The organism is Nonlabens ponticola (genome assembly GCF_003966335.1).
In the GTDB taxonomy this organism is placed as follows: Bacteria; Bacteroidota; Bacteroidia; order Flavobacteriales; family Flavobacteriaceae; genus Nonlabens; species Nonlabens ponticola.
On the sequence record NZ_CP034549.1, the window covers coordinates 2325684 to 2344143 of the forward strand.

General features: G+C 39.7%; 15 protein-coding genes. 12 read left to right on the plus strand and 3 right to left on the minus strand.

Translation table 11 applies throughout. The annotated features are described in order from the left end of the window. The 12 genes from EJ995_RS10620 to EJ995_RS10675 all read left to right on the plus strand — a co-directional run bounded on the left by EJ995_RS10620 (window position 1) and on the right by EJ995_RS10675 (window position 13219). Window positions 1-378, plus strand: coding sequence for a diacylglycerol kinase family protein (locus EJ995_RS10620; RefSeq protein WP_126448338.1), 378 nt, complete (start codon window positions 1-3; stop codon window positions 376-378). 74 nt (window positions 379-452) lie between these two features. Beyond that, a complete protein-coding gene (locus tag EJ995_RS10625) occupies window positions 453-2864 on the plus strand; it encodes an FtsK/SpoIIIE family DNA translocase (protein WP_126448340.1) in 2412 nt (803 codons plus the stop codon). A 7-nt stretch (window positions 2865-2871) separates the two neighbouring features. After that, on the plus strand, window positions 2872-3516 hold the full coding sequence (locus EJ995_RS10630; RefSeq protein ID WP_126448342.1) for a LolA family protein: 645 nt from the start codon (window positions 2872-2874) through the stop codon (window positions 3514-3516). A gap of 70 nt (window positions 3517-3586) precedes the next feature. Then, window positions 3587-4963 carry an LptF/LptG family permease gene (locus EJ995_RS10635; protein WP_241234630.1) on the plus strand — a complete coding sequence of 459 codons (1377 nt, stop codon included), beginning with the start codon at window positions 3587-3589 and terminating at the stop codon, window positions 4961-4963. Window positions 4964-4997: 34 nt separating this feature from the next. Then, a complete protein-coding gene (gene ribB / locus EJ995_RS10640) occupies window positions 4998-6143 on the plus strand; it encodes a 3,4-dihydroxy-2-butanone-4-phosphate synthase (protein ID WP_126448346.1) in 1146 nt (381 codons plus the stop codon). Window positions 6144-6186: 43 nt separating this feature from the next. Next, the gene (gene murQ, locus EJ995_RS10645; RefSeq protein WP_126448347.1) at window positions 6187-7002 is read left to right on the plus strand and encodes an N-acetylmuramic acid 6-phosphate etherase; all 816 of its coding nucleotides are present in this window, start codon (window positions 6187-6189) and stop codon (window positions 7000-7002) included. Beyond that, window positions 7002-7235: a DUF6095 family protein gene (locus tag EJ995_RS10650; protein ID WP_126448349.1), complete on the plus strand. Its 234-nt coding sequence runs from the start codon at window positions 7002-7004 to the stop codon at window positions 7233-7235. The genes murQ and EJ995_RS10650 overlap by 1 nt, the downstream gene beginning before the upstream one ends. Next, entirely contained in the window at window positions 7235-8038 is an 804-nt protein-coding gene (locus EJ995_RS10655) for a hypothetical protein (RefSeq protein ID WP_126448351.1), read from the plus strand. Before EJ995_RS10650 ends, EJ995_RS10655 begins: the two co-directional genes overlap by 1 nt. 78 nt (window positions 8039-8116) lie before the next feature. After that, the gene (locus EJ995_RS10660; RefSeq protein WP_241234631.1) at window positions 8117-9808 is read left to right on the plus strand and encodes an OstA-like protein; all 1692 of its coding nucleotides are present in this window, start codon (window positions 8117-8119) and stop codon (window positions 9806-9808) included. Then, window positions 9805-10986, plus strand: a complete 1182-nt coding sequence (locus tag EJ995_RS10665) for an aspartate aminotransferase family protein (protein WP_126448353.1) — start codon at window positions 9805-9807, stop codon at window positions 10984-10986. The genes EJ995_RS10660 and EJ995_RS10665 overlap by 4 nt, the downstream gene beginning before the upstream one ends. Window positions 10987-11099: 113 nt before the next feature. After that, the gene (locus EJ995_RS10670; protein WP_126448928.1) at window positions 11100-12488 is read left to right on the plus strand and encodes a tetratricopeptide repeat protein; all 1389 of its coding nucleotides are present in this window, start codon (window positions 11100-11102) and stop codon (window positions 12486-12488) included. A 56-nt stretch (window positions 12489-12544) separates the two neighbouring features. Further along, complete coding sequence (locus EJ995_RS10675; protein ID WP_241234632.1) at window positions 12545-13219, plus strand: tyrosine-protein phosphatase; 675 nt, start codon at window positions 12545-12547, stop codon at window positions 13217-13219. Between the two features lie 6 nt (window positions 13220-13225). Here the strand turns inward: EJ995_RS10675 and EJ995_RS10680 are convergent, their stop codons facing one another. From EJ995_RS10680 to EJ995_RS10690, 3 genes are read right to left on the minus strand one after another with little or no spacing between them, the layout of a single operon-like run. Then, a complete protein-coding gene (locus EJ995_RS10680; RefSeq protein WP_126448357.1) occupies window positions 13226-15643 on the minus strand; it encodes a GumC family protein in 2418 nt (805 codons plus the stop codon). Further along, window positions 15643-16416: a polysaccharide biosynthesis/export family protein gene (locus EJ995_RS10685; protein ID WP_164549905.1), complete on the minus strand. Its 774-nt coding sequence runs from the start codon at window positions 16414-16416 to the stop codon at window positions 15643-15645. The genes EJ995_RS10680 and EJ995_RS10685 overlap by 1 nt, the downstream gene beginning before the upstream one ends. A 37-nt stretch (window positions 16417-16453) precedes the next feature. Further along, complete coding sequence (locus EJ995_RS10690) at window positions 16454-18322, minus strand: polysaccharide biosynthesis protein (RefSeq protein WP_241234633.1); 1869 nt, start codon at window positions 18320-18322, stop codon at window positions 16454-16456. Window positions 18323-18460: the final 138 nt, after the last annotated feature.

An 18460-nucleotide genomic window follows, 5' to 3' on the forward strand; every position in this document is an offset into this window, starting at 1 on the left:
TTGAGTTTCCTTAAATTTTCATCTGGCAGAGTACGAGCGGTAGGCTATGCCTTCAAAGGAATGGTTGCACTAATCAGGCGAGAACCTAGTGTAAAGGTTCAGGTCTTTTTAACCGTTCTCGTCATCGCTGCTGGATTTTATTTTGAAATTACCGCAACTCAATGGATGTTTCAACTGTTGGCAGCTGGCTTGGTATTATCTGCCGAAGGTTTAAACAGCGCAGTAGAAGCTATTGCAGATTTCATCCATCCAGATTATCATTTGAAGATTGGACATATTAAAGACATCGCCGCTGGCGCTGTCTTTTTTGCTGCCATTTTTTCAACCATCATCGGCTTGATCATCTATGTCCCGTACATCCTAGCCCTATTTGATTAGTCTGTCGATAACCTATTACCAATGCAATAGATTCTCGGTGCAATATTCCTATTTTTGTCCGTTCACTTACCAGTATGGCTCGTAAAAAATCAACCAAATCCAAAACGGTCAAAAAGAAGTCGCCTATCAAGGCGGTTACCTCTTTTAAATTGACTCGATTGCAAGAGGTCATTGCTGGTAGCTTCCTAATTATATTAGGGCTTATTCTTGCACTTAGTTTTACTTCTTTTTTACTCACATGGCGCGAGGATCAAAGCATTTTAGGTCGTTTAGGTGAACGAGAACTAGTTGCTGGCAATTGGCTCAGCAAGTTGGGTGCATGGTTGGGCGATGTCTTTGTTTATGACGGTTTTGGTATTGCTGCCTACTCCATTGCAATCTTGACGATTATTACCGGACTCTACTTATTTGCAGCAAAGAGTGAGGTGATCTCGCTTTCGCGAAAGCGGATATCCAAATTATGGATTTGGGGACTGTTACTCATGGTTTGGGTAAGTGTCTTTCTAGGTTTCTTTCATGAGCGCAACGCATTATTGGGCGGCAAGGTAGGATACGAACTCAATGACTTTTTACAGGACTACATAGGACTGATAGGCGCAATACTGGTGATGGCGCTGACTGCCATCATATATATGGTGATGCGATTAAAGTTGACACCAGAAAAAATAAGCAACTATTTCAAATCAAAAGCTGCCGACATAAAAAGTGATTTTAAAGATGATGAGGCACCAGCTACAGAGATTACTGAGCTGGAAGAAGACTGGAAGTCAAACACCGTAGAAGGTAAGGAAACACCACTTACAGTAGAGCCCGCAGATGAACCAACTGTGGTAGAGACACCAAAGCCACCTCAACCAATCATAAAATCCATCCCAGCAACAGATGATGATCTAGGCATGGAAATCCAGCAAATTGCTGATGAAGAAGAAGTGATAGACAGTAAATCAAGCAAGCTAGTAGAGGATTTTGGTGAATTTGATCCAACGTTGGAACTGAGTAATTTTCAATTTCCGCCTATTGATTTATTGAAGGATTACACTCAAGGTCGCACGCTCACGATTAATGAGGAAGAACTACAGGCAAATAAGGACCGCATTGTCGAGACGCTTAAAAATTATAAAATTGGAATTGCCAAGATCACAGCAACCATTGGCCCAACCGTGACATTGTACGAGATTGTTCCTGAAGCTGGTGTACGTATTTCCAAAATCAAAAATCTTGAAGACGATATTGCCTTATCGCTGGCCGCGCTAGGAATCAGGATCATCGCGCCTATTCCAGGTAAAGGAACCATAGGTATCGAGGTGCCTAACCAGAATCCATCGATCGTGTCCATGCGATCTGTCATTGCTTCGCCTAAATTTCAAAAAGCGGAAATGGCACTGCCTATCGCTTTTGGTAAAACTATAAGTAATGAGACGTTTGTCGTCGATCTAGCCAAAATGCCTCACCTACTCATGGCTGGTGCTACCGGACAAGGTAAATCGGTAGGTTTGAACGCCGTGCTCACCTCACTACTCTATTCAAAACATCCCGCTGAAGTCAAGTTTGTACTCGTAGATCCCAAAAAAGTAGAGCTTACCTTATTCAACAAAATTGAACGTCATTATCTAGCCAAGTTACCTGACAGCGAGGACGCGATTATCACAGATAATTCCAAAGTGATCAACACGCTCAACAGCTTGTGTATCGAGATGGACCAACGATACGATATTCTCAAGGAAGCGATGTGTCGCAATATTAAGGAGTATAATGCCAAGTTTAAGGCACGCAAACTCAATCCAGCAAACGGCCATAAATTCCTACCATATATCGTGCTGGTTGTTGATGAATTTGCAGACCTCATCATGACTGCTGGTAAAGAGGTAGAAACACCTATCGCGCGACTGGCGCAGCTGGCTCGTGCCATAGGTATTCATTTGATCATCGCCACGCAGCGACCATCTGTTAATGTGATTACGGGTATGATTAAGGCAAACTTTCCTGCGCGTGTGTCCTTCAGAGTGCAACAAAAGGTGGATTCTCGCACCATACTTGACAGTGGTGGCGCAGACCAATTGATAGGACGTGGTGACATGCTTTACACGGCTGGTAATGAGATTATCAGGATACAATGTGCATTTGTGGACACGCCCGAGGTTGAAAAGATTACAGACTTTATTGGCTCTCAAAAAGCTTATCCAGATGCACACCTTTTACCAGAGTACGTGGGTGAAGAAGGTGGCACAGCAATTGATAATATTATAGAGGAGCGCGATGCAAAATTCCGTGAGGCGGCAGATATCATCGTGATTGCACAGCAAGGAAGTGCCTCGTTGTTGCAACGCAAGCTCAAGTTAGGTTACAATCGTGCTGGTAGAATTATCGACCAGTTAGAGGCCGCAGGAATTGTAGGCGGTTTTGAAGGCAGTAAGGCACGACAGGTGCTTATTCCAGATTTGGCCTCGCTAGAAGTATTTTTAAATGAAGAAAAGAACAGACCATAAAATGATAATGACAAGAATCTACTTAATGATGTTTATGTGTTTTGCTTTCGCGAAAGCGGTATCAGCACAATCCTCGACTGCAGATAAATTGCTCAACGAGGTAGCAACCAAGTATAAGGCTTATGACAACGTAGTATTCACCTACAAAGGCAATCTCAAAAATGAGCGAGCCAAATTTGATACCGACATCCAAGGCGAGGCAAAATTGAGCGGCAATATGTACAATGCCACCTATAACGGTACTACCTATATGTATGACGGTTCAAAATTATATACAATCAATCGCGAGGACGAGCAAGTAACCATCACAAAACAAGTAAGCGACGGTTCACAGATGATCAATCCATCGAATATTATGACGTTTTATGAAAAGGGTTATACTAGAGAAATGGACATCATCCAGAATGTAAAAGGTCGCAAGATCCAGTACGTTAAACTGACGCCCATCAAATCTGATAGTGAATACAAGAATATTTTACTAGGTGTTGATGCAAATACCAAGCATATCTATAACGCTATTATTACAGAGCGCAGTGGTACCATCATCACGTTTACTCTAAAGTCTTTCAAGCCTAATGAGACACTGCCTAAAAACAGTTTTATCTTTGATGCGTCTCAATATGATAATTGGGATATAGAAGAGATGGACTAGATTGAAAATACTGGATAGATACATATTGACACAATTTATAAAGACGTTCTTGAGCGTCTTTATTGTGTTAATGTTTATTCTCATCCTGCAAGCCATATGGCTTTACATTAAGGATATTGCTGGTAAGGATATTGATACGGTTACCATCTTGAAGTTCATGATGTACACGATACCTGTCATCGTGCCGCTAGCGTTGCCTCTTAGTATATTATTAGCATCCATCATGGTTTTTGGTAACATGGCAGAAAACTATGAGTTTGCCGCTATGAAGTCTAATGGTATCTCACTACAACGTGCGATGCGATCCTTGACCATCGTCATTTTCTCATTGGGAATTACATCGTTTGTTTTTGCAAATACGGTAATTCCTTGGGGAAATCTCAAACAAAGAAACCTGCGTAGAAATATTGCTAAAGTCAAACCAGCAATGGCGATAAGTAAGGGCTCTTTTAATCAATTAGGTGATATCAACATCAAAGTAGCTGACAAGACTGGTGATGTAGGACAATACTTGACTGATGTTATTATACACAAGAAAAACCCGAAACGCTCGGGTAATTTTACTACGATAAAAAGTGCCACAGGTGAATTAAAAAGTTCACTAAAGTCAGACATTATCCAGTTAGTGCTGGAAGATGGTAATTACTATGAGGATCTTTTTGTTACTGATAATAAAAAACGAGCCAGCTCGCCATTTTTAAGAACTGAGTTTGATACCTATACGCTTAATGTGGATGTCTCAGAACTTAATGATGTGGATATGGATAACGAGAGCGTTACCGATGATCATCAAATGCTTAAAATCAATGAGCTGAAAACACAAATCGATTCTTTCTCATCAGATTATAATGAGAACTTAAAGGTCTATCATTCAAACCAGCATGAAAAATGGTCGCCAGGTGGACTTGATGATACAATTTCAAAATACCTTGACAGCACAGAGACTACAGAGCCTATTTTTGAACGATTAACAGTCTATGACCAGCGACGCACCGTCGATGGAGCTTCCAATAAAGTAAAGCAACAGCAGGCAGCGTTGGTAACTAGAGGAAAACAGTTGCAACGGGAACGGGTACGACTCAATAAATATGAGATTGAGATTCATAAAAAATATGTGCTGGGCGTTGCCTGTATCATATTGTTCTTTATTGGTGCACCGTTAGGAGCAATCATACGTAAAGGTGGTATGGGCTTACCACTAGTAGTTGCAACCATCTTCTTTCTTTCGTACCATTTTATAGGGATTTTTGCAGAAAAAGCCGCTGCCGAAGGTGCTTTTCCTGCCTGGATTGGCGCCTGGATGAGTACGGCTATTATTTTCCCGATAGGAATCTTCCTTACCTATCGAGCCACTACTGATCAAGGCTTCTTTGACTTAGGTGGAGCCATCAATGGACTCATGGATAGGTTTAAAAAGAAACCAAAATCCGTAGCGACCATTTCATAATCCATATCTTTGTAATTCAACGCAAAGTAAGGTAATGACAACAGCTACAGCAGGTGCGGCCATCAAGTTAGACCGCATCGAAGACGCTATTCAAGATATTAAGGACGGTAAGGTAATCATCGTGGTAGATGATGAAAATCGTGAGAATGAAGGTGATTTTCTCGCCAGTGCACAAAGTGTAACGCCACAAATGATCAATTTTATGGCAACGCATGGTCGTGGATTGATCTGTTGTCCTATCACGCCACAGCGAGTCAAGGAACTGGACTTGAACATGATGGTCAATAACAATTCTGACCCTATGGAGACGGCGTTTACCGTATCTGTGGATTTGCGAGGTCATGGTGTCACTACCGGTATTAGTGCCAGTGATAGAGCACTTACCATACAGGCAATGATAAATCCAGAGACGCAACCGCACGACCTGAGTAAACCTGGACACATATTCCCACTCAAGGCAAAAGATGGTGGCGTGCTAAGACGCACTGGCCATACTGAAGCTGCAATTGATTTTGCACGATTGGCAGGACACAAACCAGCTGGTGTTATTGTCGAGATCATGAATGAGGACGGCACCATGGCGAGATTGCCGCAATTAATTGAAGTTGCCAGAAAACATGATCTCAAACTGGTAAGCATCGAGGATCTCGTGGCCTATCGCATGAAACACGATAGTCTCATTGTAAAAAAAGAGGACTTTGAACTCAAGACGCGCTTTGGAACATATAGATTGAGAGCCTATCAACAAACTACTAACGATCAGATACATCTAGCTTTGACATTGGGCGACTGGAACAAAGAAGACACGGTTTTAACAAGAATGAATAGCACCCAAGTGAACAATGACCTCTTCTCTACCCTAACGAGTGAAGCTGATCGCAAGCTGGATGCCATGTTTGAGCGTTTAAATCAAGAAGGTAAAGGAGCCATCGTATTCATCAACCAGCAGTTTGAACCAGAAAATATGCTGGGTAGATTAGAAGAATTAAAGGATCTGCAACTCAATGGCAAGGTAAAAGCGCCACGCCGCAATCTTGATAACAAGGACTATGGTATTGGCGCACAAATTCTGCATGACTTGGATATTACCAAGCTCAAATTGATGACTAATAGCGAGCAAAGTAAACGCATAGGCATGATAGGCTATGACCTTGAAATAAAGGAGATTGTTAGTTATTGAGGATTATAATTTTTTAGCTTTCGCGAAAGCGTAACATATATAAATGTCACAGCACAACTACACAGAACAGGATTCCAGACATCATGATCTCGAATTGAAGTCTACTGGCGAGCTATTGGAAGCTATCAATGCCGAAGATCAAGTTGTCGCTAAAGCCATTCAAAAAATCCTTCCTGAGATTGAAAAGCTAGTAGACGCGATTGTGTTAAGAATGAGAGATGGCGGCAGATTGTTTTACATAGGTGCAGGCACGAGCGGTCGATTGGGAATACTAGATGCTAGTGAGTGCCCACCGACTTTTGGCGTTTCGCCAGACAAGGTCATTGGGATTATTGCAGGTGGTGATCAAGCGATTAGAAATGCCGTAGAAAATGCAGAAGATGATCAAACCCAAGCACTAAAAGATCTTGAAAAGCACGACATTAACACGAAGGATATTGTCATAGGCATTGCCGCGAGCGGTCGCACACCTTATGTACTTGCAGGAATTAAGGCTTGTAAGGACCGCAAGATTCTTACTGGCGGTATAACCTGTAATCCTGAAAGTCCACTTGATCTCGCAGCCCAGCATTCTCTAGTTGCTGTCGTCGGCCCAGAATTTGTTACCGGTAGCAGCCGCATGAAAGCTGGAACAGCCCAAAAAATGATATTGAATATGATATCTACTAGCGTCATGATAAAATTGGGACATGTTAAAGGTAATAAGATGGTGGATATGCAATTGAGCAATGACAAGCTGGTTGATCGCGGTGCTCGTATGATCATGCAAGCCACAAAAATGGATTATGAAACCTCGCAGAAAATGCTCAAAAAATACGGTAGCGTGCGAGGAGTCCTGGATCATATAGATTTGTGCTAATGAAACAAGCATCAACAGACCGTGAGATTTTGGGTAAAGGTGTCAAACGTTTATTACTGGCACTACCCTTTTTCATTTTGGGACCAACGCTGATCTTTATAGGAGCTGGAAGTGAGCATCCCATTATTTTTTTAATGCCTGGAATAGCCTTTGCAATTCTGGCTGTCTATTTTATGTTTTCGGGAATCAATACGATTCTAGACTCCATGTTCAAAACCAAAAAAACTAGATAATGAAATCGACCTACCTACTACTTTGCCTACTGTGTATCGTGACCGCATGTAAGACTGAAAATAAAAAGGAATCAGATAATTCCATTGAGACTACCCAGCAAGTCACAGCATCGATGAGCCCTGCTAGAGAATTAGTGAATAACATTGAGAGAGCTCACGGCGCAAATGCCTTTGCAGATCAAGAGATGGTTTCTTTTGATATCAACCTAGACTTTGGCGGTAAGGATCGACTGGACGGCACCATCTATATGACGACAGATTCAAAATATGCGCGTATTGAAAAAACTAATGGTGATGTGTTACTGTATGATGGCAATAAGGTGTGGTTATCGCCTAAAGATGCTAATCAGCAAGGCGCGAGATTTGATATATTTACCTGGACTTACTTTTTTGCCTTGCCGTTCAAATTATCAGATGATGGTGCTCAAGTTGAAATGATGGAACCGCAGGATGAGATGAAACGCGTGCATCTAAGCTTTGAAAGTGGTACTGGCGATGCACCTGATGATTGGTACGATCTATACGTGGACGATCAAAACATATTACAATATGCAGGTTACATCGTCACCTATGGCGGCACACCAGCTGAAAAAGCTGTGGAAAACGCACACGCCATAGGCTATCAGAGTTACAAAAATATTGAAGGTGTGCAGATAGCTCATGATTGGAAATTTTATAATTATGATGATAATGTTGATACTTCAAACATCATTGGTGAAGCAAGTCTTAAGAATGTAGAATTCCGTCCAGTAGCACCTAGCTTGTTTAAGAAACCCGACAACGCCGTAGAAATAAGTTTGTAACTACTTGAGTGCATAAGTATCAATAGCATTGCTGGCAATAAGCAAATCAAAAATGAGTTTTTATAGCAACTCTATCACATGAATAAATTCTTAGCTTTTATAATATGTCTGATACTATCAGCTAATGTATTTGCACAGACTGAGCAGCCGCAAGACTCGTTGATCAAAATAAGCTCTGGTTTTACAACTATTAATGAGAAACTTTTCCCAGGTGCTGTAGTGTACTTGCGTAATGATGCAAAACAAGTCTATGCAAAACATCAAGGAATAGAGATGTACTGCGATCGCGCTGTGTTCTATGAGAAGAGCAACTTTATAAAAGCCATTGGGAATGTACGTATGATTCAAGGTGACAGCATACGCATGAACTCTAAATATGCGGAGTACAACGGTAATTCAAAACTTGCCTATGCCGCTGGACAGGTAAATATGAAAAGTCCAGAATCAACTTTATCTACTGATACCCTATATTTTGATCGCGCGAGACAGCAAGCCTTTTATCGCAGCGGCGGCACAGTAAAAGATACAGCAAGCACATTAAAAAGTCGTGTAGGTCGATACTATTTGAACGACAAAAAGTATGTTTTTCTAGATGATGTAGTCGTAACTAATCCGGAATATGTCATCAATTCCAACCATCTCAATTTTTATAGTGAAACAGGTCACACTTATATGTATGGTCCATCAACTATCACAGGCGCTACGAGTAAGGTCTATTGTGAGCGAGGATTTTATGATACCAGAGCCGATGAGGGCTATTTTGTCAAGAACAGTAGCATTGATTATAATGATAGAAATGTAAAAGGCGATAGCCTTTATTTCAATCGCAACAACAGTTTTGCCAGCGCTACCAATAATATTGAAATAACTGATACCATCAACAACAGTGTCATACGTGGCCACTATGCAGAGGTCTATAGGGCTAAAGATTCGGTTTTCATCACAAAAAGAGCCGTCGCCATATCAGTTCAAGAAGCTGATAGTGTCTATATACACGCAGACACCTTACTAGTAACAGGTAAAGAAAATGATAGGCTTGTTAGAGCCTATCCAGACGCTCGATTTTATAAAAGTGACTTGAGCGGCAAGGCAGATAGCATCGCGTCCAAGCAAATTACTGGATTGACTAAGATGATTAGAAAACCAATTATGTGGAGCGGCCTAAGCCAAATAACAGGTGACAGCATACATCTGCAATCTAACACTGTGACAGAGCAGATTGACTCCTTGCGAGTATTCTATAATGCCTTTATTGTCGATCAGGATTCTAGCGGTGGCTTTAATCAAATAAAGGGTAAGGAACTTATCGGTTTGTTTGAAAACAATGAGATGACCGTAGTCAATATCGACAAGAATGTTGAGAATTTGATCTATGTACGCAACGATACAGATGAATTAATAGGTATCAATAAAGGCACCAGTGGTAGAATGCAGATAGAGTTTGAAGAAAGCGAAATGGTCGTCATCACTAACTTTGATCAACCGCGAGACATCACTTATCCATTAGAGGAAATCGCAGAAAATGCCCGAACGTTACGCGGTCTTGATTGGCGTGGCGATGAGATGCTCAGGAGCAAGGAAGATCTTTTTAAAGGCAAGCCTTTACCGCAACTAATACAAATTCAAGGATTGCCATTGCCCGAGGTTGAAGAGGCGTTTTTCACCAAAGAAAATCAAGAGCAGCTCAACAAGAACTCGTCGCTCTCAAAAGAAGATCTTGAGAACCGCGAGGAAGATGAGTTAGAAAACATTCAGGATCCAGATAATTGAAGGAAGATTTCTTTAAATATCAAGCACCTACTACTCCATTTGCCAGCGGTCTAGAAATAAGTCATGCTAGCGGCAGCAAGATTTATGACAAGCACGGCAAGGAATACATAGACATGGTAGCTGGTGTTAGTGCCTTACCACTAGGTCATAGCCATCATGCAGTCGTCAAAGCTATACAACAGCAAGCAGAGAAGTATCTTCATGTAATGGTTTATGGCGAGTTTGCGCAAGAACCAGCCGTACGTTTGTGCAAGATGCTTAGCAATAGTATGCCCGATCCATTAGAAATGACCTATCTGGTCAACAGTGGTACTGAGGCGATTGAAGCTTCCTTAAAACTCGCTCGCAGGATTACAGGTAGATCTCAAATCGTGGCCATGCACAATGCATATCATGGCAACACGATGGGATCTTTAAGCTTGATGGATTATGAGGAACGCAAGGCGCCGTTCAGACCTTTGATTCCTAATATTAAGCACATAAATTATAATTGCCTGGCACATATTAATCAAATTACCACAAGTACAGCAGCGGTAATTGTAGAGGCAATTCAAGGTGGTGCAGGATTTATAAAGGGTGACAAACGCTGGTTCCAGCAGCTCGCAGCCCGTTGTAAAGAGGTGGGCGCCATGCTCATTCTTGACGAGATACAAACAGGTGTTGGACGCACAGGTACTTTCTGGTATTTTGAACAAATGGACATTGTTCCTGATATGGTCGTTAGCGGTAAAGGACTAGCTGGTGGCTTACCCATCGGCGCCTTAACGGCAAGCACACAGCATATGGAGCATTTTAAGGTCGCACCCATGTTAGGTCATATCACAACTTTTGGTGGTAATCCAGTGATCGCGGCTGCAGCCTGTGCAACCGTGCAGGAAATTATTTCACGTGATTTGATGAATGCTGTTATGGATAAAGAATTACGCTTTCGCGAAAGCTTACAATCCAAACACATCAAGGAAATACGAGGAACTGGTCTCATGCTAGCCATCATATTGCACGACGACCGATTCACTTCTCAAATAGTTGACGAGTGTAGAGAAAGAGGTGCCATATTCTTCCTGCTGCTATTTGAAAAACGAGCTATAAGAATCACTCCAGCTTATACAGTAGGTGATGAAGATTCTACTAAAGCAATCAATATTTTGCTAGAAGTGATTCACAAATTTTACGACTAAAGGCGGCAATTTTAAGCTGTTTATAAAATGTTGACAAGAGAATTGCGTGAATCGTCGAGACTTTGGCAAATATTTTGACCTTAGTAACAAGCAGTATTCAAAATATGGCAAGTATGGACTTTGACTTAAATAATGAAGGCGGCTATAGCATCGAGAAGTTTGAGTCTATGCTCAAAACTAACGAGGTTGGCTTTTTTGACAGTGATGAATTTGAGCAAATTATCGAGCATTATTTAGAGTCTGGAAAAATGGCCAATGCCCGTAAAGCCATACACCTGGCGCTGGCACAGCATCCATCATCTATGAACATTCAATTGCTTCATGCAGAGATGTTGGTGTTTGACAACAGGTTTGATGATGCTCATGAAGTTTTGAATACATTACACGAGGTACAGCCAACCAATTCAGAAATATTTATTCAAAAAGCAAACATATTCTCTAAGACAGAGCGTCATGATCTAGCCATTGATTTATTGAAAAAAGCCTTAGATCTGACTGACGACAAGGCAGATGTTTATAATCTCATAGGTATGGAATTTCTTTTTATAGAAGATTATTCTAACGCCAAGGTCAATTTTATGCAGTGTCTAGAGATTGATGACACAGACTATAGCGCGCTCTATAATATTATGTATTGCTTTGATTTTCTAGGTGAACACCAGCAGGCGATTGATTTCCTCAACATGTTTCTTAATGAAAATCCTTATAGTGAAGTGGCATGGCATCAAGTAGGCAAACAATATTTTGACTTGAAAATGTATGAGAAGTCACTTGCGGCTTTTGAATTTGCTATCATCAGTGACGAGCATTTTGTAGGTGCTTATCTAGAAAAAGGAAAAGTGCTGGAGAAACTAGGGCGATATAATGAAGCCATCGAGAATTATCAAATCACGCTGACACTAGACGATCCTACCTCGTTTGCTTATTTGAGGTTAGGTAAATGCTACCAGAAATTGGGTGTTGATGAGTTGGCGATAAAGTTTTTTAAAAAGACTATTACTGAGGATCCATTATTGGACAAAGGATGGATTAGTATTATAGATTACTACAGCCGTAAACTTAACTATCCAAAGGCACTCACCTACGCTGAAAAAGCAACAGAGGTAGATGCAGAAAATGCCCTGTATTGGATACGTTATGCAGATTTAAACAAGCGTCTTAACTTCTTCGAAGAGGCTGAATATGGTTATAGACGTGCTATTGAGCTAGGTAATTATGAAGAGCAAACCTGGTTATCGCGTGCTGATATATTGCTCGCACTAGGTGAGTATCGAGCAGTGATCTCAAACTTAAACCACGGTCTTGAGTTTTACCCTGATCATGTAGAGATGGTGTATCGACTCGCTGGGATTTACTTTACCTTGAATCAACTTAATGAGGCAAGGTTTCACCTGCAAAATGCGCTAAAGACAGATCCTGAATTTATCATCATCCTTGAGGAACTATATCCAGCAGTGTATGAGATGGACGAAGTTCAAGATCTTATCGCTAGTCTAAAGTAATGTTGTTTTTTTTTAAGAAATATTTTGTCGCAGATCTATTGCATGACGCAGTTGACATGCATAACCACGTTTTGCCGGCAATCGACGATGGTTCACCAGACATTGATACTACTGGCGAGATGCTTGATCTATATGCGCAATTAGGGTTTTCAAAGATCTATGCAACACCACATACGATGGAAGATTATTATTCCAACGACGTGAAAAGTATTAGTGATTGTTATAAAAAAACGATAGACGCTTTGAAAAATCATGAACATGCATCGCTTTTATCCCAACCTGCCTCAGAGTATATGATGGATGCATCGTTTGAGAAGTTGTTAGATCAGGGTAACTATATGACACTGCCTGATGAACATTTACTATTCGAATTCAGCTACTTTCAAAAACCCATACAAGCGGAAGAACTCATCTTCAAAATGCAACAATTAGATCTAAAACCAATATTAGCGCATCCTGAACGATATCGCTATTTGAAGATTCAGGATATAATTGATTTAAAAAATAGAGGCTGTAAACTGCAACTTAACTTGTTGTCTTTATCAGGACATTACGGTAAGGACGCCTTCGAAAAAAGTAAAAACTTACTACAAAACGGCAAGTTTGATCTGGTAGCGACAGATGCTCATAAGCCAGCACATCTAGAAAAGATTAAAGAATTGATGGTTAAGAAGTCTATACACAACGATCTTAAAAGATTGCTTGACGTACAATCAGATGTTTTCAAATAGCATTTTTTATTTCAGCTTTACAGCTTTGAGAAACTTGACCCAAGCACTGTCTTTATCAACTCCATAGCTGTAAGCATACTTGTTACCATACCCAAAGTTGGCCTGCTTAACATTGTTAAGCACCATTGCTACATTATGAAGCTTATTAGCCTTGATAGTGTCTGAGGTATATTCTAATAATGACTTTTCAGTATAATTTGCGCGGGCAACATATACGGTAACATCAGCACGTTCACTAATTAACAAAGTATCCGTCACTAACATGGATGGCGCAGAATCGATAATAACTACATCATAATTATCGCGACCGTATTGCATTAATTCATCTACTCTAGGACTAAGCCATAATTCTGCTGGGTTAGGTGGTATGGCTCCAGACAGCATGATATTTAAATTTTCATTTGCATCACTGGCGTAGACAAGCTCTGAAGCATGGTATTGTTGACTGGATAAATATTCAGTAACGCCTTTTAGACTTTTACTTCCTTTACTAAGGTATCTATGCAATTGAGGATTGCGGATATCACCACCTATCAATAGTACGTTCATTCCAGAATTTGCCATTGTCATAGAAAGATTAAAGGATACTAATGTTTTTCCTTCCCCTTTTACCGTAGACGTGACTATTATGATAGGGGTCTTACCATCTGAACTCATATTTAACGCAGATAGTTTGAACTGTAAGTTAGTACGTAAAATCCTGAAGGATTCTGCTAGAACAGATCTATCATTTTTATTTATGCGGTCTGATTCATCACTAGAAAGCTTAGGGATTTCACCAATGAACGAAGTGTCTGGTAATTTTTTGGTTACATCTTTTCTGTTTTCAATTTTATCATTCAATAAATTAGAGAGATAAATGAATGCAAAAGGTATAACTAGACCTAAAATAACGGCACCGCCTAACACGATTTGAGTTTTAGGCGACACTGGACTATTTGAAACCCAAGCCCTATCAACGATTTTGGCCTTAGGAGCAGTCACGGCAAGCGATATTGCAGTTTCTTCTTTCTTCTGTAATAAAAAAAGATAGATAGACTCCACAATAGTTTGTTCACGCTCAATTCCTCTAGCTATTCGTTCGGTAGTAGGCACTTCACTAATCCTATTGGATATTCTATTTCCTTGAGCATTAAGGCGATTCAGCCTAGTTTCTAATGACCTTATATAATTACTCAATGAAGATTTAATCGCTGTACGCAATTTTTGTATTTCAGCTTGTAAATCCTGAACCACTGGATTCAAGTCTGTTGCAACCTCGCTTGCTCTTATATATTGTAAAACAAGTGTGTTGTACTGATCAATTGTGTTATTGATAGAAGCACTAGAGAGAATCTCATTTGCTGGTAACAACTCTTGATTATCTAGATTTTCTATAAAATTATTTAGATCTGTGGCAATTTGGAGTTGTGTTCTAGCTTCAATTTCGCGTGTCAGGTACTCTGCGTTATTTGTCAAGTTTAAGGCAGTTTCGGCCTGTATATCAGTCAAATTATTAGAATCCTTGAAACTCTCTTTGCGATATTCTACTGAGTCTAGCGAAAGTGCCACGCTGGCCAGACGTTCATCAATAAAATTGACCGTATTACGGGCAACAATATTCTTATCTTCCGTAGCGTCCTTATTATATTCAATAGCCAATTGATTTAAAATATCAGCAGCTTTTGCTGGTACTGGGTCTTGAATACTCAAATTGATTACACTTCCTCGAGCCACTGCTGCCTCAACATTCAACAGACTTGCATACTTTCTTGCGACGTCCTCGACAGATGCTACTTGGACCTTATAAACATCTTCTGGGTAAGATCTAGACTGCGTTACAACTGTATCATTTTCTTTATTATCAATTTTAGATAACGTAGGTACGAAAGCCACTTCAGTTCCTTTATAGTAAAATGATTCACCAAATTTTACACTATTAGAATAGTTGTTTTCCTCGTCGACAAGATTGATAATAGTATCAGATGAAATCTTGGCCTTAAAGCTAAAACTCTTAAAGTTTTTTGGTGATCTTAAATCATTGGCTACAATTAATTGGAACGGTAGATTTCCATAAGCCTCAGACGTTTTAAAATTACCTTCTCTAAAATAGGATACTCTCAAATTGAGTTGTTCAACTACATTTGCCATCATTCTTCTAGATGTCAAAACTTCAATCTCATTTTCTACGGTATTGAAGCTGTTACCTAAAACTCCTAAATCTCCCAAGGCACCTAGTTCTGAAACACCACCTGCTCTAGTATCCTTGATAAGGATAGAAGAGTCAGCCTTATAAATTTCAGTGGTATATCTTAAATAAACAAGAGCAATAGATAATAAGAGTAAAACACATAATAAAAATAACCACCATTTTTGAAGGTAAGGTTTCAATTGTTCCTTCAGGTCTGTATTTTGTTCGCTAGTGATACTACTATAGTTTTCCATTATCGAGTTGTGAACAAGATTACTAGTGATATTACAGTTGAGGCAATAGAAAGATATAAAGCATTATTCTTATCAAATGAAGCAGCATTAGCCTGGGTACGATTTTGACCTACATAAAGAACATCATTTTGTTGCAGATAGAATAAATCACTGTCAAGGACATCAGTTTGAGTAAGGTCAATGGTATGACTCTCTTGCACTCCATTTACATCTCTCAATAAGAGAACATCTTGTCTTTTACCGTATAGGGTAAGATCTCCTGCCAGACCCAAGGCTTGCGGCAATGTCAAACGTTCATCGGTGACAAAAAATGTTCCTGGTTGCGACACTTCTCCCAAAATGGTGATTTTAAAATTTGCAAACCTTATAGTAAGAACTGGATCTACGATGTATTTTTTGTATTCTTCCAGTAGCTCAGATTCTAATTGAAATCTTGTCTTACCGGCAACTTTCCACATACCTAATTCCGGCAAATTGATATAACCTTTATTATCCACCAAATAGTCCAGCAATTTAGGCTGTCCATTTATGCTTGACAGGTCTGAATCTTCAGCTGATGGTGCGATTCTATTATAACGGTTTGCCACACTCATGTCTGAACTTGTAACGATGATAGATAATCTATCATTGTATTTTATGATAGATTCATAAATCGGAGGTTCAAATTGCTTCTGCTCTGCAGCATCTTGAAAATAGAGGATTTTCTTTTTTGACGTACAGTTAGAGAATGTAATACTTATAAAAAATATCGTGATTAAGAATTTAAATCGCACACAGGATGTTTTAAGGAATTGCAAATATAGCAAATGATTATTCTGATTTTGCTGGTAAGTCGAGTACCTCGTAAATACTATTTTCACTAATGAATTCTGGCACTAATTTTTTGAGTTTTGATATCATAAAAATATCCTCGCCATTCTCTGCCGCGGCAGCTATTTCAATGATATGATTTAACACATCATCAAGCGCCATCGGTTGGTCTGTGGCGCGCATAATTTTTTTATGGTGAGTTGGCAGTGTCGTAGCCTTATCACTTAATAGCTCCTCGTAAAGCTTCTCACCTGGTCTAAGCCCAATGACTTTAATTTCAATATCCTCTCCAGGCTCATATCCTGATAATTTTATCATCTTGTGAGCTAGATCCATAATACGCACAGGATCACCCATATCAAATACAAAAACCTCACCACCTTGACCCATTATTCCTGCCTGCAATACTAGTTGACATGCCTCTGGAATTGTCATGAAATAGCGTATGATATTTTCATGAGTCACTGTTACGGGACCACCTTCTTCTATTTGCTTTTTGAAGTGCGGAATTACAGATCCATTAGAACCCAAAACGTTACCAAATCGGGTGGTGATAAATCGAGTATCTGTTGAAACATCATCAGCAAGTGCTCTAACATATATTTCTGCAGCACGCTTACTCGCACCCATAACGTTAGTGGGATTAACCGCTTTGTCTGTACTTACCATAACAAACCGATCAACCTTAAATTGGGACGATAAGTCTGCTAGGTTTACTGTTCCTAAAATATTCACCTGTATGGCTTCGGTAGGATTGCGTTCAATAAGAGGCACATGTTTATAAGCAGCGGCATGAAACACAACAGAGATCTTATGCTCTTCAAAAATGTTTACCAAGCGATTTTTTTTACGCACATCACCTAATAAAAACAAATAGTCAACATCAGGAAAATTCTTAAGCAATTCAAGCTCAAGCCAGTGAAGAGGTGATTCTGCCTGATCTAAAACAATAATTTTTTTAGGCTTGTACTGACTTACCTGCCTTACGATCTCACTTCCTATAGATCCAGCACCACCTGTTATCAGTATAGTCTCATTATTCAAATAACTATTGATCTGGGTATCATCAAGATTTATGGGATGACGATCAAGGAGATCCTCGATCTGGATTTGCTTAATATTTGATACAATATCTTTTTGATTGTCGTAAGTAGTGATGGCAGGTGCGTCATAAATACGCAAATCATGTTCCAATGCCTTATCCACTATCCTGTTCTTGTCATAATTTGACAACTTGTTAGAGACAAATATCAATGCATCAATGTCCTGTGGCAAGATGGTTTCAAAAAAAGTGCTATCGTATTTGAAGATGGGCGCACCCAAAATTTTTATTTTCTGGTATCGCTTTTTAAAGCTTACAAATCCAGCCAGTTCAAAGTTTTGATTGTCAGAAATGGATAGCGCCTCACCTACTGCAATTGTATCATCATCGACACCCATTAAGAGCACGCGCATTTTTGATTTTCCTAGATTAGTAAAATAGGCATAAATCGATTTGATGACTAGTCTAAACATCATCATTCCTACAAAAGTGAACAATGCATTTATCGCGATAAACGGAAAAAGAAAAATCTTATCGCCGAAGAAAAAATCATAGGAATAACTTACCGATAAAAGAATGAGCGAACTCATCGCACTTGAAAACGCGATTTTAAAAATATCGACAAACGTACTGTGTCTTATCAGCCCAGCATATGTTCCTATGATAAAAAAGGTAGATAGATAGACGAGTGTTACAAATAAGCACTCCTGTGGTGCAGTCAAAACATCGTAGAAAACGACATTCATTTCTGCAACAATGGAAAAGCTCACAATGAATGAAAGTACGACGATGCACAAGTCAATGGCAATGACTATCCATCGCGGCAAGTAACGTAAATTGCGAACGCGCAATTTGTTATCTCCATTCCAAAGGAGATGCTTGACACGCCTTTTAAAATAACTCCAAGTCAATTAGCGAATTTTATAGGAAATATAATACAAAAAGCACCGCTGATGCGATGCTTT